Genomic DNA, 13,885 nt, shown 5'->3' on the forward strand with positions numbered 1-13,885 from the left:
CTTAGCCCAGAATGTCTTCGACGGACTTGCCGCGCTTCGCCGCGATGTCAGCCGGGGTCGACTGCTTGCGCAGACCGTCCAGCGTGGCGCGAACGAGGTTGTACGGGTTCGTCGAACCGTGGCTCTTGGCCACGACGTTCTGCACGCCCATCACGTCGAACACTGCGCGCATCGGGCCGCCGGCGATCACGCCCGTACCTGCCTTCGCCGGAGCGAGGAGGACGACCGATGCGCCATGCTTGCCGTGCACTTCGTGTTGCAGGGTGCCGTTCTTCAGGGGCACCTTGAACATGTTGCGGCGAGCTTGTTCCATCGCCTTCTGGACAGCAACGGGCACTTCCTTCGACTTGCCCTTGCCCATACCGACGCGGCCATCACCGTCGCCAACCACGGTCAGTGCGGCGAAGCCGAGAATACGGCCACCCTTCACGACCTTGGTCACGCGATTGACCGAAATCATTTTTTCGCGGAGGCCGTCGTCGCGTTCGTCAGCCTGAACTTTCGCTTGCATCTTTGCCATGACGAATTCCTTCCTTAGAACTTGAGCCCGGCTTCGCGCGCAGCATCAGCCAGCGCCTTGACGCGGCCGTGATAGCGGAAACCCGAGCGGTCAAAGGCGACGGATTCGATGCCGGCGGCCTTAGCCTTTTCTGCGATACGCTTGCCGATCAGCGAGGCTGCGGCGACATTGCCGCCCTTGCCCGACTGGTCAGCCAGTTGCGCACGCACTTCAGCTTCGAGCGTCGACGCGCTGGCCAGCACCTTGGTGCCGCAGGGCGAGAACACTTGTGCATAGATGTGCGTGTTCGTGCGATGCACGGCCAGACGCGCGACCTGCAGCTCAGCGATCTTGAGACGCGTCTGACGAGCGCGGCGCAGGCGAGATTGAGTCTTATCCATGATTGCGCACCCTTACTTCTTCTTCGTTTCTTTGAGGATCACAACCTCGTTGGCGTAGCGCACACCCTTGCCCTTATAGGGCTCCGGCGGGCGGTAGCCGCGGACTTCCGCAGCGACCTGGCCAACTTGTTGCTTGTCGATCCCCTTGATCACGATTTCCGTTTGCGACGGGGTTTCAGCCTTCACGCCTTGCGGCATCTGGTGCACCACGGGGTGCGAGAAACCCAGCGACAGGTTCAGCTTGTCGCCTTGCGCTTGAGCACGATAACCAACGCCAACCAGCGTCAGCTTGCGCTCGAAACCCTTCGTCACGCCTTGCACCATGTTCGCGACAATCGCGCGCATCGTGCCCGACATCGCATTGGCTTCGCGGCTTTCGTCGGTCGGCTCGAACTTGAGCGCACCGTTGTCGTTCACCACCTTCACGAGGCGGTTCGCAGCTTGCGAAATCGTACCCAGCGGGCCCTTGACGGTAATCTTCTCGTCGCTGAGCGTCGCTTCTGCGCCTTGCAGCGCGATCGGGCTCTTACCTACTCGAGACATGTTTCTTCTCCTTAGGCCTTAAGCGACGTAGCAGATAACTTCGCCGCCGACGCCAGTAGCGCGCGCCTTGCGGTCCGTCATCACACCCTTCGGCGTCGACACGATCGCCACACCAAGGCCGTTCATGACCTGGGGGATTTCGTTGCGGCCGCGGTACACGCGCAGACCCGGCTTCGAGACGCGTTCGATGCGCTCGATAACGGGACGGCCAGCGTAGTACTTCAACGCAATGTTCAATTCCGACTTCGCACCTTCGGTCTTCACCGCGAAGTCGTCGATATAACCTTCGTCCTTCAGAACCTGCGCAATCGCAATCTTCACTTTCGACGAGGGCATAGCAACCGAAACCTTCTCGACCATCTGCGCATTGCGGATGCGAGTCAGCATATCGGCGATAGGATCACTCATGCTCATTTATGTTTCTCCTATTACCAGCTCGCCTTGGTGATGCCAGGGATCTCACCACGGAACGCGATTTCACGAATCTTGTTACGTGCGAGACCGAATTTGCGGAACGTGCCACGCGGACGACCCGTGAGCGCGCAGCGGTTACGCTTGCGAGTCGGGTTCGAGTTGCGGGGCAATTGTTGCAGTTCCAGGCGAGCCGAATAGCGCTCTTCTTCCGACTTGCTTTGGTCGTCGATGATCGCCTTCAGCGCTGCGCGCTTCGGCGCGAATTTCGCTGCCAGACGAGCGCGCTTCTTTTCACGTTCGATCAGTGCCAGTTTAGCCACGGTAACCTCAGTTTCTGAACGGGAACTTGAAGCCGGCGAGCAGTGCCTTTGCTTCTTCGTCGGTCTTCGCGGTCGTCGTGATGCTGATGTTCAGCCCACGCAGCGCGTCGATCTTGTCGTAGTCGATTTCGGGGAAAATGATCTGCTCTTTCACACCGATGTTGTAGTTACCACGGCCGTCGAACGCCTTGCCCGACACGCCACGGAAGTCGCGCACGCGGGGCAGCGCAACCGTCACGAAACGGTCCAGGAATTCGTACATGGCATTGCCACGCAGCGTAACCATCGTGCCGATCGGGTAGCCTTCGCGAATCTTGAAGCCGGCGATTGCCTTGCGCGACTTCGTGATGACGGGCTTCTGGCCGGCGATCTTCGTGAGGTCGCCAACGGCGTGCTCGAGGACCTTCTTGTCAGCGACGGCTTCACCAACACCCATGTTCAGGGTGATCTTGGTGAGGCGCGGCACTTCCATGACCGACTTGTAACCGAACTTCTCGATCAGGCCAGGAACGACCTTCTCTTTATAAAATTCTTGCAAACGTGCCATTTTTTACTCCGCAGCGTCAGGCGCTCAGAACAGCACCGGTCGTCTTCAGGAAACGAACCTTCTTGTCCCCTTCGACCTTGATGCCCACGCGCGACGGCTTACCGTTCGCGTCGACCAGTGCGACGTTCGAGATAGCCAGCGGCATTGCCTTGGCTTCCACGCCACCCGTCGTACCCTTCATGGGGTTCGGCTTCACATGCTTCTTCGCGATGTTGATGCCTTCGACAGTGACGCGCTCTGCGCCGATGGCCAGCACGACGCCGCGCTTGCCCTTGTCTTTGCCGGTAACGACGATAACTTCGTCACCCTTGCGAATCTTGTTCATCGCGGCTCCTTACAGCACTTCCGGCGCCAGCGAAACGATCTTCATGAATCGTTCGCTACGCAGCTCACGCGTAACCGGCCCGAAAATGCGGGTGCCGATCGGCTCAAGCTTGGTATTCAAAAGCACGGCGGCATTGCCATCGAACTTGATCAGCGAGCCGTCTTGACGGCGCACGCCCTTCGCAGTGCGAACCACAACAGCGTTGTAGATTTCGCCCTTCTTTACGCGCCCGCGCGGCGTTGCTTCCTTGACGCTCACCTTGATGATGTCGCCAATGCTGGCATAACGACGCTTCGAGCCGCCGAGCACCTTGATGCACAGGACTTCACGTGCACCCGTGTTGTCGGCTACTTCAAGCCGAGTTTCGGTCTGGATCATGGTTTATCTTTCCCAACTTAATCCGGTCGCGCCACCATGGCACATCCGGTCAGTCTTGGTCCCGTCAGCCGCGCCGCCACTAGAACGACCGCTCAGCTGCTTGGGTAAGAACAGCAGCGACGGCAAACGAAACCGGCCATCGCATTCCGGTGAATCTTGCTAACCCGGACTGGCGCCCGGATCTGCTTCCCCACCTATTTCCGCCTGCCGCTTTGCCAACAGCAAACCCATAAAGAGGGAAGACCAAGACTATAACTCGATAATCTTGGTCTAGCAAGCGAAATCTTCAGCGATTTCAATTACTTCTACACCCCGGGAAGTTGCTCCCCGGGGTGTTGCGCCACTTTTAGATGACGCGTGCTGCTTCGATCAGCTTCGACACGGTCCAGGCCTTCGTCTTCGAGAGAGGACGGGTTTCCTGGATTTCAACGAGGTCACCCTCGTTGTACGTGTTCGCTTCGTCGTGAGCGTGGTACTTCTTCGACTGCACGACGTACTTGCCGTAGATCGGGTGCTTGACGCGGCGCTCGACCAGGACGGTGACCGTCTTGTCCATCTTGTTGCTGACGACCTTGCCGACCAGCGTCCGCTTAAGCGAGGTTTTCACGCTTTCGTTCATTTCTGGTTCGCCTTCTGAGTCAGGACGGTCCGCACACGTGCGATATCGCGACGAACCTTCTTCAGCTGGCTCGTGTTCGTGAGCTGCTGGGTCGCGAGTTGCATGCGCAGGCCGAATTGCGCCTTCAAGAGGTCCGACAGCTCTTTGTCGAGCGCGGCCTTGTCTTTCTGAAGAAGTTCAGATGCCTTCATCAATCACTCCTTAGGCGCCGAGCTGGCGAACCATGAAGACCGTCTTCAGCGGCAGCTTGGCTGCAGCCAGACGGAAGGCTTCACGGGCCAGTTCTTCGGACACACCATCCATTTCATACAGCATCTTGCCCGGCTGAATCTCGGCGACGTAGTACTCAGGGTTACCCTTACCGTTACCCATACGCACTTCCGCCGGCTTTTGCGAGATCGGCTTGTCCGGGAAGATACGGATCCAGATGCGGCCGCCACGCTTGATGTGACGCGTCATCGCACGACGCGCTGCTTCAATCTGACGCGCGGTCAGGCGACCACGACCGATAGCCTTCAGACCGTATTCACCAAACGAAACGGCGTTGCCGCGCGTTGCGATACCGGTGTTACGACCCTTCTGCTCTTTGCGATACTTCCTGCGTTTCGGTTGCAGCATCGTTATTCTCCACTCTTGCCGTCACCGCCGGCGGCGCCACGGCGCGGTGCGCCACGACGGGCACCCGGTGCGCCTTCGCCATCACGACGCGGACGACGATCGCCCGGACGCGCATTGCGGCGCGGACGCTTTTCTTCGGCGACTTCTTCCACCACCGGTGCGTCGTTGCGGCCGAGCGTGTCGCCCTTGTAGACCCAAACCTTCACGCCGATGATGCCGTACGTCGTCTTCGCTTCCGAAGTTGCGTAGTCGATGTCGGCACGCAGCGTGTGAAGCGGCACTCGACCTTCGCGGTACCACTCGGTACGTGCGATTTCGATACCGTTCAGACGGCCGGCGCTCATGATCTTGATGCCCTGGGCACCCAGACGCATTGCGTTCTGCATCGCGCGCTTCATTGCGCGACGGAACATGATGCGGCGCTCGAGCTGCTGCGTGATCGAATCGGCGATCAGCTGAGCATCGGTTTCCGGCTTGCGGATTTCCTCGATGTTCACGTGAACCGGAACGCCCATGCGCTTCTGGAGTTCGGCCTTGAGGAGTTCGATGTCCTCGCCCTTCTTGCCGATCACCACACCCGGGCGCGAGCTGTAAATCGTGATGCGAGCGTTCTTTGCCGGACGCTCGATCACAACACGGCCCACCGAAGCGTTCTTCAGCTTCTTCTTCAGGTATTCACGAACACCGATGTCTTCCTTCAACATCGCCGCGAAATTGTTGTTGTTCGCGTACCAACGCGAAGCCCAATTGCGGCTGACGGCCAAACGGAAGCCAGTCGGATGAATTTTCTGTCCCATCGTATGGCTCCTTAATTCCCGACCGTCACAGTGATGTGACAGGATTGCTTCTCGATGCGGTTGCCGCGGCCCTTGGCGCGCGCGGTGAAACGCTTCAGCGAAGCTGCCTTGTCGACGTAGATGCTCTTGATCTTGAGCTCGTCGATATCAGCACCTTCGTTGTGTTCCGCGTTTGCGATCGCCGAGAGCACAACCTTTTTCACGATGCCAGCCGCTTTCTTCGGCGAGAACGTCAGAACGTTCAGTGCCTTGTCGACCGGCAGACCGCGGATCTGGTCAGCCACAAGGCGCGTCTTCTGCGCCGAGATGCGGGCACCGCGATGAATTGCCTTCACTTCCATCTTGATTGCCCCTTATTTCTTGGCCTTCTTGTCGGCCGCGTGACCCTTGAACGTACGGGTCAGTGCGAACTCGCCAAGCTTGTGGCCGACCATGTTTTCCGTGACATACACCGGAACGTGTTGACGGCCGTTGTGCACGGCGATCGTCAGGCCGATGAAGTCCGGCAGGATCGTCGAGCGACGCGACCAGGTCTTGATCGGTTTCTTGTCACGCGATGCTGCAGCCGCCTCAACCTTCTTCAGCAAATGGGCGTCGCAGAACGGACCTTTCTTAATAGAACGTGCCATTGCCTACTCCTTAACGCTTGTGACGGCGCTGGACGATCATGCTCGTCGTGCGCTTGTTGCTGCGGGTGCGATAGCCCTTCGTCGGCGTGCCCCACGGGCTCACCGGGTCGCGACCAGCCGCAGTCTTGCCTTCGCCACCACCGTGCGGGTGGTCGACCGGGTTCATTGCAACGCCACGGACCGTCGGGCGGATACCGCGCCAGCGGTTCGCGCCAGCCTTGCCGATTTGACGGAGGCTGTGCTCTTCGTTGCCGACTTCACCGATCGTTGCGCGGCATTCGACGTGCACGCGGCGGATTTCGCCCGAACGCAGACGAACCTGCGCGTAGACGCCTTCACGTGCCAGCAGCATTGCCGACGTGCCAGCCGAACGCGCCATTTGCGCGCCCTTGCCCGGCAGCATTTCGATGCAGTGGATCGTCGTACCGACCGGAATGTTGCGGATCGGCAGCGTGTTGCCTGCACGGATCGGCGCTTCCGAACCCGACATCAGCTGCGTGCCAACCGTCACGCCCTTCGGCGCGATGATGTAGCGGCGCTCGCCGTCTGCGTAAAGAACCAGCGCAATGTTCGCGCTACGGTTCGGGTCATACTCGAGACGCTCCACCTTCGCGGGGATGCCATCCTTCGTACGACGGAAATCGATCACACGGTAGTGCTGCTTGTGACCGCCACCCTGGTGACGCGTCGTGATGCGACCGTTGTTGTTACGGCCAGCCGTCGAGGACTTCTTTTCGAGCAGCGCCGCGAACGGTGCGCCCTTATGGAGGTCCTTGTTGACGATCTTGACCATCGCGCGGCGACCCGGCGAGGTCGGCTTAACTTTCACGATTGCCATGATTACTTGGCCTCCGCTTCAAAGTTGATTTCCTGGCCGGGCTTCAAGCAGACATACGCCTTCTTCACGTCCTTGCGCTTGCCGTTGAAGCGGCCAAAGCGCTTGGCTTTGCCCTTCTGGACCAGCACGTTGACGGACTCGACTTCCACCTTGAACAGCAGCTCGACAGCAGCCTTGACTTCCTGCTTGTTCGCGTCCGGCGCGACTTCGAAGACGACTTGTTCGTTCTTCTCCGCAACCAGCGTCGCCTTTTCGGAGATCACCGGTGCGAGCAGGACCTGCATCAAACGATGATCGTTCTTGCGAATCTCGCTCATGACAGCAACTCCTCGATCTGGGCGACCGCTGCCTTCGTGATCAGGATCTTCTTGAAGTAGATCAGCGAGAGCGGGTCGGCAAAACGCGGCTCAACGACTGCCACGTGGGGCAGGTTGCGCGACGCGAGATACAGGTTCTCGTCGACCGTGTCGGTGATGACCAGCACGGATTCGAGACCCATGGCCTTGAACTTTTCGGCCAGCAGCTTCGTCTTCGGCGCTTCGAGCGAGAGCTCTTCGACGACCGAGATGCGGCCTTCGCGGGCCAGCTGCGAGAAGATCGAGCAGAGACCTGCGCGATGCATCTTCTTGTTGACCTTGTGCGAGAAGTTTTCTTCCGGCGAATTCGGGAAGATGCGACCACCGCCACGCCACAGCGGGCTCGACGACATACCGGCACGAGCGCGGCCCGTACCCTTCTGACGCCACGGCTTCTTGGTGGTGTGCTTGACCTGTTCGCGGTCCTTCTGCGCGCGGTTACCGCTGCGCGCGTTCGCCTGGTAGGCGATAACGATCTGGTGGATCAGCGCTTCGTTGTAGTCACGGCCGAACACGACGTCCGACGCGTTAACAGCTGCGCCTTCCTGACCATTGGCGTTCAGGAGCTTCAGTTCCATTATTGCGCTCCTTTCTTGGCGCGCGCCTTGACGGCGGGCGTCACGAAAACCTTGCCGCCCTTTGCACCCGGCACGGCACCCTTGACCAGCAGCAGCTTGCGCTCTGCGTCGATACGGGCGATTTCGAGGTTTTGCACCGTCACGGTTTCGTCACCCATGTGACCGGTCATGCGCTTGCCCGGGAACACGCGACCCGGATCCTGCGCCATACCGATCGAGCCCGGCACATTGTGCGAGCGCGAGTTACCGTGCGAAGCACGACCCGAAGCGAAGTTGTAACGCTTGATGGTACCGGCGTAGCCCTTACCGATCGAGGTGCCTTGCACGTCGATCTTCTGGCCTTCTTCGAAGAGTTCCACACCGATCACGGCGCCAGCGGACAGTTCGGCGGCCTTAGCGGCGTCGATCTGGAATTCCTTGAGGATTTCACCGGCTTGAACGCCAGCTTTGGCGAGATGACCTGCGAGCGGCTTCGTCACGCGCGATGCGCGGCGAGTACCGAAAGCAACCTGCACGGCCGTGTAGCCGTCGGTTTCAACAGTCTTGATCTGCGTCACGCGGTTGTCGGACACGTCCAGCACGGTCACGGGAATCGAATCCCCTTCGGCCGTGAAGATACGGGTCATGCCAACCTTGCGACCTACGAGTCCAAGGCTCATCGTTTTCTCCATTCCCGACTGCGATTGGTCGGGGCTAATTTACAAAGTACCGGCATGTTTACGAGGTAAAGGCTCGAAGGGACACACCGATTTTTTGCGCAAACGCGCGAAAAGACGTCAAGTATAACGTCCTTCCTCGTTTTCCGCAAGCAATCAAAGACTTAGCACCACCCGAAGATTCTGGCGGCGCTGGAGGCTCTTACTGCAGCTTGATTTCGACGTCCACGCCAGCCGGGAGGTCCAGCTTCATCAGCGCGTCAACGGTCTTGTCCGTCGGGTCGACGATGTCCATCAGGCGCAGGTGCGTGCGGATTTCGAGCTGATCGCGCGACGTCTTGTTGACGTGCGGCGAACGCAGGATGTCGAAACGCTGGATACGCGTCGGCAGCGGCACCGGACCGCGGACGATGGCGCCCGTGCGCTTCGCCGTATCGACGATTTCAGCAGCCGACTGGTCGATCAGACGGTAGTCGAAAGCCTTCAGACGGATACGGATTTTTTGGTTCTGCATGATGATTCCTTGAAAAGAGCGAGGCGGACTTGCGCCGCCAGACGATATAAAGAGCGCAGGACCACCTCGCGGCAAGGCGCCGCGAGGTGGTCCCTGGGTACATCAACTTCTACAGCGAGCCGAGTATTCTACTCGATTTACTCGATGATCTTTGCAACCACGCCGGCGCCGACGGTACGGCCACCTTCGCGGATTGCGAAGCGCAGACCTTCTTCCATCGCGATCGGAGCGATCAGCTTCACCGTGATCGACACGTTGTCGCCCGGCATGACCATTTCCTTGTCCTTCGGCAGCTCGATCGAGCCCGTCACGTCCGTCGTACGGAAGTAGAACTGCGGACGGTAGTTGTTGAAGAACGGCGTGTGACGGCCGCCTTCGTCCTTGCTCAGCACGTACACTTCAGCCGTGAAGTGCGTGTGCGGCGTGATCGAACCCGGCTTGGCCAGCACCTGGCCACGCTCCACGTCTTCACGCTTCGTGCCGCGCAGCAGGATACCCACGTTGTCGCCTGCCTGACCCTGGTCGAGCAGCTTGCGGAACATTTCCACGCCCGTGCAGGTCGTCTTCACCGTCGGCTTGATACCGACGATTTCGATTTCCTCGCCGACCTTGACGATGCCGCGCTCGACGCGACCCGTCACCACCGTGCCGCGACCCGAGATCGAGAACACGTCTTCCACCGGCATCAGGAACGCGCCGTCAACTGCGCGCTCCGGCGTCGGGATGTACGTGTCCAGTGCGTCGGCCAGGTTCATGATCGCCACTTCACCCAGTTCGCCCTTGTCGCCTTCCAGCGCCAGCTTGGCCGAACCCTTGATGATCGGCGTGTCGTCGCCCGGGAAGTCGTACTTCGACAGGAGCTCGCGCACTTCCATTTCGACCAGCTCGAGCAGCTCGGCGTCGTCGACCATGTCGCACTTGTTCAGGAACACGATGATGTAAGGCACGCCGACCTGACGGGCGAGCAGGATGTGCTCACGCGTTTGCGGCATCGGGCCGTCAGCGGCCGAGCACACCAGGATCGCGCCGTCCATCTGCGCCGCGCCCGTGATCATGTTCTTCACGTAGTCAGCGTGGCCCGGGCAGTCGACGTGTGCGTAGTGGCGGTTAGCCGTTTCGTACTCGACGTGCGCGGTGTTGATGGTAATACCACGTGCCTTTTCTTCCGGCGCTGCGTCGATCTGGTCGTACGCCTTCGCTTCGCCGCCGAACTTCGCGGTCAGAACCGTCGTGATCGCTGCCGTCAGCGTGGTCTTGCCGTGGTCAACGTGACCGATCGTGCCCACGTTCACGTGCGGCTTGGTCCGTTCGAATTTACCTTTTGCCATGTTTCTCTTCTTTCAAAAAAGTGATGAATCGGTGACTGTGCTACGCGGGCCCAGTCCATGCCGGGCCCGCTGCGTGCTCAAATGAGCGCCGATGCTTACTTCGCCTTCGCGCTGATGATCGCGTCGGCCACGTTACGCGGTGCTTCTGCGTAGTGCTTGAATTCCATCGTGTACGTTGCACGACCTTGCGTCAGCGAGCGCAGCGACGTCGAGTAGCCGAACATTTCCGACAGCGGCACTTCAGCGCGAACGATCTTGCCGCCGCCAACCATGTCTTCCATGCCCTGGACGATACCGCGACGGCCCGACAGGTCGCCCATCACGTTGCCCATGTAGTCTTCCGGCGTTTCGACTTCCACAGCCATCATCGGTTCGAGGATGACCGGCTGCGCCTTGCGCATTGCTTCCTTGAACGCCATCGAACCAGCCATGCGGAACGCATTTTCGTTCGAGTCAACGTCGTGGTACGAACCGAACGTCAGGTGAACCTTCACGTCGACGACTGGGAAGCCCGCCAGCACGCCAGCCTTCAGCGTTTCCTGGATACCCTTGTCCACCGCCGGGATGAATTCGCGCGGAATCACACCGCCCTTGATCTCGTCCAGGAACTCGTAGCCCTTGCCCTGCTCGTTCGGCTCAAGCGTGATGACAGCGTGGCCGAACTGGCCGCGACCGCCCGACTGCTTGACGAACTTGCCTTCGACGTCCTTCGCCGTGGCGCGGATCGTTTCGCGGTACGCAACCTGCGGCTTGCCGACGGTCGCTTCCACGTTGAATTCGCGCTTCATGCGATCGACCAGAATTTCGAGGTGGAGCTCGCCCATGCCCGAAATGATGGTCTGGCCCGATTCCTCGTCCGTCTGGACGCGGAACGACGGGTCTTCCTGCGCCAGGCGGTTCAGGGCGAGGCCCATCTTTTCCTGGTCAGCCTTGGTCTTCGGCTCGACGGCCTGCGAAATCACCGGCTCCGGGAACACCATGCGTTCCAGGATGATCGGGTTCGCCGGGTCGCACAGCGTGTCGCCCGTGGTTGCTTCCTTCAGGCCAACGGCTGCGGCGATGTCGCCTGCACGAACTTCCTTGATTTCTTCGCGGTTGTTCGCGTGCATCTGCAGAATACGGCCGAGGCGTTCCTTCTTGCCCTTGGTCGAGTTCAGCACGGTGTCACCCGAGTTGACGACGCCCGAGTACGCGCGGAAGAAGATCAGCTGGCCGACGAACGGGTCGGTCATGATCTTGAACGCGAGTGCCGAGAACTTCTCGTCGTCGGATGCGCGGCGCTCTGCCTTCTCGCCGTTTTCGAGTTCGCCCGTGACCGGGGGAATGTCCACCGGCGACGGCAGGAAGTCGATCACGGCGTCCAGCATACGCTGCACGCCCTTGTTCTTGAACGCGGTGCCGCACAGCATCGGCTGGATTTCGCAAGCGATGGTCCGGTCGCGGATCGCCTTGACGATTTCCGCCTCGGACAGCTCTTCGCCGCCGAGGTACTTTTCCATCAGCTCTTCGCTGGCTTCAGCAGCCGACTCGATCATCTTTTCGCGCCACTCGTTGCACGTGTCAACGAGTTCGGCCGGGATGTCGACGTAGTCGAACTTCGTGCCTTGCGAGGCCTCGTCCCAAATGATCGCCTTCATCTTCAGGAGGTCGACGACGCCCTTGAAGTTTTCTTCAGCGCCGATCGGCACCACGACCGGAACCGGGTTCGCCTTCAGGCGGTTCTTCAGCTGGTCGTAGACCTTGAAGAAGTTCGCGCCGGTACGGTCCATCTTGTTGACGAACGCGAGACGGGGAACCTTGTACTTGTTCGCCTGACGCCACACCGTTTCCGACTGCGGCTGCACGCCGCCCACGGCGCAGTAGACCATGCACGCGCCGTCGAGCACGCGCATCGAGCGCTCGACTTCAATCGTGAAGTCGACGTGACCCGGGGTGTCGATGATGTTGATGCGGTGCTCGGGGTAGTTGCCGCCCATGCCCTTCCAGAACGCGGTCGTAGCAGCGGACGTGATCGTGATACCACGCTCCTGTTCCTGCTCCATCCAGTCCATGGTCGCGGCGCCGTCGTGAACTTCACCAATCTTGTGGTTCACGCCGGTGTAAAACAGAATGCGCTCGGTCGTCGTCGTCTTGCCGGCGTCGATGTGAGCGCTAATACCGATGTTGCGGTAGCGCTCGATAGGAGTCTTGCGTGCCACTTTGATCCTCTATCGGGAGGTGCGCGCCGGATCGATCCCGACCGGGTTGATCCCAACGCGCCTGAACACAAACGGGCGAGGCGCTCGATAAGCGCACCCGCCCGGAATTTTTTCCGTTTCTTGAGCAAGCCCCGGTAAGGGCTTTCTCTTAGAAGCGGAAGTGCGAGAACGCCTTGTTCGCTTCTGCCATCCGGTGAACTTCGTCGCGCTTCTTCATCGCGCCGCCACGGCCTTCGGCCGCTTCGGAGAGTTCACCTGCCAGACGCAGGGCCATCGACTTCTCGCTGCGCTTCTTCGCGGCTTCACGCAGCCAACGCATCGCCAATGCCATACGACGCGAGGGGCGCACTTCGACCGGAACCTGATAGTTCGCACCACCAACGCGGCGGCTCTTCACTTCCACCACCGGCTTCACGTTGTTGAGCGCGACAGTGAACACTTCCAGCGGGTCCTTGCCACCCTTGGTCTGGATCTGTTCGAAAGCGCCGTACACGATACGCTCGGCAACCGACTTCTTGCCGGAGAGCATCAGCACGTTCATGAACTTGGCTACATCAACGTTGCCGAACTTCGGATCCGGCAACACTTCCCGCTTGGGGACTTCGCGACGACGCGGCATGTTTCTTCCTTTAACTTTTCAGTTGAAGCGTGGATTGAACCCTACGCTCCGCGGCCACCAACTAACCCGATTCATCCATTACGACTTACCAGCCTGGTCGGGTGACCACTTACTCGACAGCACCGGCCAATCCGGCACCTGTCGCTTTTATCGCCGGCACTCGAAAGCGCAGACGACGCTTGACTCTTACTTCGCAGCCTTCGCGCGCTTCGCGCCGTACTTCGAACGAGCCTGCTTACGATCCTTGACGCCCTGGGTATCCAGCGAGCCACGAACCATGTGGTAACGCACACCCGGCAAGTCCTTCACACGGCCGCCGCGGATCAGCACGACCGAGTGTTCCTGCAGGTTGTGGCCTTCACCACCGATGTACGAAATGACTTCGAAGCCGTTCGTCAGGCGCACCTTGGCGACCTTACGGAGTGCCGAGTTCGGCTTCTTCGGCGTCGTCGTGTACACACGGGTGCACACGCCGCGACGCTGCGGGCAGTCCTGCAGGGCCGGCGACTTGCTCTTCGTAGCTTCCGAAGCGCGGCCTTTGCGAACCAGTTGATTGATGGTTGGCATTGTTTATTCCTGAAATTGAACAAAATCGACGCACTTATTTCCGGGCAAAGCGGAAAACCATACGTATCGAGCTCCGGAACTGGTTATTTGACGTTAGTTTTCGTCAAATCGATTGACGAGCACAGACATCCCAAAGACCGG

23 protein-coding genes are annotated in these 13,885 nt (G+C 59.8%); all 23 read right to left on the reverse strand.

Annotated elements, in window-relative coordinates:
* Window position 1: 1 nt before the first annotated feature.
* The 23 genes from rpsE to rpsL all read right to left on the reverse strand — a co-directional run bounded on the left by rpsE (window position 2) and on the right by rpsL (window position 13,744).
* Complete coding sequence (gene rpsE, locus AB4Y44_RS29415) at window positions 2–520, reverse strand: 30S ribosomal protein S5 (protein WP_028206522.1); 519 nt, start codon at window positions 518–520, stop codon at window positions 2–4.
* Between the two features lie 14 nt (window positions 521–534).
* Complete coding sequence (gene rplR / locus AB4Y44_RS29420) at window positions 535–900, reverse strand: 50S ribosomal protein L18 (protein ID WP_027819343.1); 366 nt, start codon at window positions 898–900, stop codon at window positions 535–537.
* Window positions 901–912: 12 nt separating this feature from the next.
* Window positions 913–1,443, reverse strand: a complete 531-nt coding sequence (gene rplF / locus AB4Y44_RS29425; RefSeq protein WP_368701567.1) for a 50S ribosomal protein L6 — start codon at window positions 1,441–1,443, stop codon at window positions 913–915.
* Between the two features lie 18 nt (window positions 1,444–1,461).
* The gene (gene rpsH, locus AB4Y44_RS29430; protein ID WP_069268215.1) at window positions 1,462–1,857 is read right to left on the reverse strand and encodes a 30S ribosomal protein S8; all 396 of its coding nucleotides are present in this window, start codon (window positions 1,855–1,857) and stop codon (window positions 1,462–1,464) included.
* Window positions 1,858–1,871: 14 nt separating this feature from the next.
* Window positions 1,872–2,177, reverse strand: a complete 306-nt coding sequence (rpsN, locus tag AB4Y44_RS29435) for a 30S ribosomal protein S14 (RefSeq protein WP_069268214.1) — start codon at window positions 2,175–2,177, stop codon at window positions 1,872–1,874.
* A 7-nt stretch (window positions 2,178–2,184) separates the two neighbouring features.
* Window positions 2,185–2,724 (reverse strand): 50S ribosomal protein L5, encoded by a 540-nt coding sequence (rplE, locus tag AB4Y44_RS29440; RefSeq protein WP_069268213.1) that lies wholly within the window; start codon window positions 2,722–2,724, stop codon window positions 2,185–2,187.
* A 16-nt stretch (window positions 2,725–2,740) separates the two neighbouring features.
* A complete protein-coding gene (rplX, locus tag AB4Y44_RS29445) occupies window positions 2,741–3,049 on the reverse strand; it encodes a 50S ribosomal protein L24 (RefSeq protein ID WP_103706961.1) in 309 nt (102 codons plus the stop codon).
* 9 nt (window positions 3,050–3,058) lie between these two features.
* Window positions 3,059–3,427 (reverse strand): 50S ribosomal protein L14, encoded by a 369-nt coding sequence (gene rplN / locus AB4Y44_RS29450; RefSeq protein ID WP_028206517.1) that lies wholly within the window; start codon window positions 3,425–3,427, stop codon window positions 3,059–3,061.
* A gap of 346 nt (window positions 3,428–3,773) precedes the next feature.
* Window positions 3,774–4,046: a 30S ribosomal protein S17 gene (rpsQ, locus tag AB4Y44_RS29455; RefSeq protein WP_028206516.1), complete on the reverse strand. Its 273-nt coding sequence runs from the start codon at window positions 4,044–4,046 to the stop codon at window positions 3,774–3,776.
* A complete protein-coding gene (gene rpmC / locus AB4Y44_RS29460) occupies window positions 4,043–4,237 on the reverse strand; it encodes a 50S ribosomal protein L29 (RefSeq protein ID WP_028206515.1) in 195 nt (64 codons plus the stop codon). The genes rpsQ and rpmC overlap by 4 nt, the downstream gene beginning before the upstream one ends.
* A 10-nt stretch (window positions 4,238–4,247) precedes the next feature.
* Entirely contained in the window at window positions 4,248–4,664 is a 417-nt protein-coding gene (gene rplP, locus AB4Y44_RS29465; protein ID WP_042269753.1) for a 50S ribosomal protein L16, read from the reverse strand.
* A gap of 2 nt (window positions 4,665–4,666) precedes the next feature.
* Window positions 4,667–5,461: a 30S ribosomal protein S3 gene (rpsC, locus tag AB4Y44_RS29470; RefSeq protein ID WP_028213348.1), complete on the reverse strand. Its 795-nt coding sequence runs from the start codon at window positions 5,459–5,461 to the stop codon at window positions 4,667–4,669.
* Window positions 5,462–5,472: 11 nt separating this feature from the next.
* Window positions 5,473–5,802: a 50S ribosomal protein L22 gene (gene rplV, locus AB4Y44_RS29475; protein WP_004199272.1), complete on the reverse strand. Its 330-nt coding sequence runs from the start codon at window positions 5,800–5,802 to the stop codon at window positions 5,473–5,475.
* A 12-nt stretch (window positions 5,803–5,814) separates the two neighbouring features.
* Window positions 5,815–6,090, reverse strand: coding sequence for a 30S ribosomal protein S19 (gene rpsS / locus AB4Y44_RS29480; protein ID WP_006998484.1), 276 nt, complete (start codon window positions 6,088–6,090; stop codon window positions 5,815–5,817).
* A gap of 10 nt (window positions 6,091–6,100) precedes the next feature.
* A complete protein-coding gene (gene rplB, locus AB4Y44_RS29485) occupies window positions 6,101–6,928 on the reverse strand; it encodes a 50S ribosomal protein L2 (RefSeq protein WP_069268211.1) in 828 nt (275 codons plus the stop codon).
* Window positions 6,929–6,930: 2 nt separating this feature from the next.
* A complete protein-coding gene (gene rplW, locus AB4Y44_RS29490; RefSeq protein ID WP_028206513.1) occupies window positions 6,931–7,245 on the reverse strand; it encodes a 50S ribosomal protein L23 in 315 nt (104 codons plus the stop codon).
* Window positions 7,242–7,862 (reverse strand): 50S ribosomal protein L4, encoded by a 621-nt coding sequence (gene rplD / locus AB4Y44_RS29495; protein ID WP_028206512.1) that lies wholly within the window; start codon window positions 7,860–7,862, stop codon window positions 7,242–7,244. The genes rplW and rplD overlap by 4 nt, the downstream gene beginning before the upstream one ends.
* Window positions 7,862–8,521 (reverse strand): 50S ribosomal protein L3, encoded by a 660-nt coding sequence (gene rplC / locus AB4Y44_RS29500; RefSeq protein WP_052406167.1) that lies wholly within the window; start codon window positions 8,519–8,521, stop codon window positions 7,862–7,864. The genes rplD and rplC overlap by 1 nt, the downstream gene beginning before the upstream one ends.
* A gap of 199 nt (window positions 8,522–8,720) precedes the next feature.
* The gene (rpsJ, locus tag AB4Y44_RS29505) at window positions 8,721–9,032 is read right to left on the reverse strand and encodes a 30S ribosomal protein S10 (protein ID WP_017777154.1); all 312 of its coding nucleotides are present in this window, start codon (window positions 9,030–9,032) and stop codon (window positions 8,721–8,723) included.
* A 137-nt stretch (window positions 9,033–9,169) separates the two neighbouring features.
* Entirely contained in the window at window positions 9,170–10,360 is a 1,191-nt protein-coding gene (gene tuf, locus AB4Y44_RS29510; protein WP_028371383.1) for an elongation factor Tu, read from the reverse strand.
* A gap of 95 nt (window positions 10,361–10,455) precedes the next feature.
* Window positions 10,456–12,558: an elongation factor G gene (gene fusA / locus AB4Y44_RS29515; RefSeq protein WP_342924231.1), complete on the reverse strand. Its 2,103-nt coding sequence runs from the start codon at window positions 12,556–12,558 to the stop codon at window positions 10,456–10,458.
* A 148-nt stretch (window positions 12,559–12,706) separates the two neighbouring features.
* Window positions 12,707–13,177 carry a 30S ribosomal protein S7 gene (gene rpsG, locus AB4Y44_RS29520; RefSeq protein WP_006053291.1) on the reverse strand — a complete coding sequence of 157 codons (471 nt, stop codon included), beginning with the start codon at window positions 13,175–13,177 and terminating at the stop codon, window positions 12,707–12,709.
* Window positions 13,178–13,363: 186 nt separating this feature from the next.
* On the reverse strand, window positions 13,364–13,744 hold the full coding sequence (rpsL, locus tag AB4Y44_RS29525; RefSeq protein ID WP_027797953.1) for a 30S ribosomal protein S12: 381 nt from the start codon (window positions 13,742–13,744) through the stop codon (window positions 13,364–13,366).
* Window positions 13,745–13,885: the final 141 nt, after the last annotated feature.

Origin of the sequence: Paraburkholderia sp. BR10937, from assembly GCF_040965695.1 — a bacterium.
Lineage (GTDB): Bacteria > Pseudomonadota > Gammaproteobacteria > Burkholderiales > Burkholderiaceae > Paraburkholderia.

Excerpts from the sequence above, each read along its gene's own strand:
- rpsS (WP_006998484.1), bottom strand. The coding sequence starts at position 6,090 with ATGGCACGTTCTATTAAGAAAGGTCCGTTCTGCGACGCCCATTTGCTG.
- rpsL (WP_027797953.1), bottom strand. The coding sequence starts at position 13,744 with ATGCCAACCATCAATCAACTGGTTCGCAAAGGCCGCGCTTCGGAAGCT.
- rplN (WP_028206517.1), bottom strand. The coding sequence starts at position 3,427 with ATGATCCAGACCGAAACTCGGCTTGAAGTAGCCGACAACACGGGTGCA.
- rpsQ (WP_028206516.1), bottom strand. The coding sequence starts at position 4,046 with ATGAACGAAAGCGTGAAAACCTCGCTTAAGCGGACGCTGGTCGGCAAG.
- rpsE (WP_028206522.1), bottom strand. The coding sequence starts at position 520 with ATGGCAAAGATGCAAGCGAAAGTTCAGGCTGACGAACGCGACGACGGC.
- rplC (WP_052406167.1), bottom strand. The coding sequence starts at position 8,521 with ATGAGCCTTGGACTCGTAGGTCGCAAGGTTGGCATGACCCGTATCTTC.
- rplD (WP_028206512.1), bottom strand. The coding sequence starts at position 7,862 with ATGGAACTGAAGCTCCTGAACGCCAATGGTCAGGAAGGCGCAGCTGTT.
- rplP (WP_042269753.1), bottom strand. The coding sequence starts at position 4,664 with ATGCTGCAACCGAAACGCAGGAAGTATCGCAAAGAGCAGAAGGGTCGT.
- rplE (WP_069268213.1), bottom strand. The coding sequence starts at position 2,724 with ATGGCACGTTTGCAAGAATTTTATAAAGAGAAGGTCGTTCCTGGCCTG.
- rplV (WP_004199272.1), bottom strand. The coding sequence starts at position 5,802 with ATGGAAGTGAAGGCAATTCATCGCGGTGCCCGCATCTCGGCGCAGAAG.
- rpsG (WP_006053291.1), bottom strand. The coding sequence starts at position 13,177 with ATGCCGCGTCGTCGCGAAGTCCCCAAGCGGGAAGTGTTGCCGGATCCG.
- rplR (WP_027819343.1), bottom strand. The coding sequence starts at position 900 with ATGGATAAGACTCAATCTCGCCTGCGCCGCGCTCGTCAGACGCGTCTC.
- tuf (WP_028371383.1), bottom strand. The coding sequence starts at position 10,360 with ATGGCAAAAGGTAAATTCGAACGGACCAAGCCGCACGTGAACGTGGGC.
- rpsC (WP_028213348.1), bottom strand. The coding sequence starts at position 5,461 with ATGGGACAGAAAATTCATCCGACTGGCTTCCGTTTGGCCGTCAGCCGC.
- rplW (WP_028206513.1), bottom strand. The coding sequence starts at position 7,245 with ATGAGCGAGATTCGCAAGAACGATCATCGTTTGATGCAGGTCCTGCTC.
- rpmC (WP_028206515.1), bottom strand. The coding sequence starts at position 4,237 with ATGAAGGCATCTGAACTTCTTCAGAAAGACAAGGCCGCGCTCGACAAA.
- rpsJ (WP_017777154.1), bottom strand. The coding sequence starts at position 9,032 with ATGCAGAACCAAAAAATCCGTATCCGTCTGAAGGCTTTCGACTACCGT.
- rplB (WP_069268211.1), bottom strand. The coding sequence starts at position 6,928 with ATGGCAATCGTGAAAGTTAAGCCGACCTCGCCGGGTCGCCGCGCGATG.
- rplF (WP_368701567.1), bottom strand. The coding sequence starts at position 1,443 with ATGTCTCGAGTAGGTAAGAGCCCGATCGCGCTGCAAGGCGCAGAAGCG.
- rplX (WP_103706961.1), bottom strand. The coding sequence starts at position 3,049 with ATGAACAAGATTCGCAAGGGTGACGAAGTTATCGTCGTTACCGGCAAA.
- rpsH (WP_069268215.1), bottom strand. The coding sequence starts at position 1,857 with ATGAGCATGAGTGATCCTATCGCCGATATGCTGACTCGCATCCGCAAT.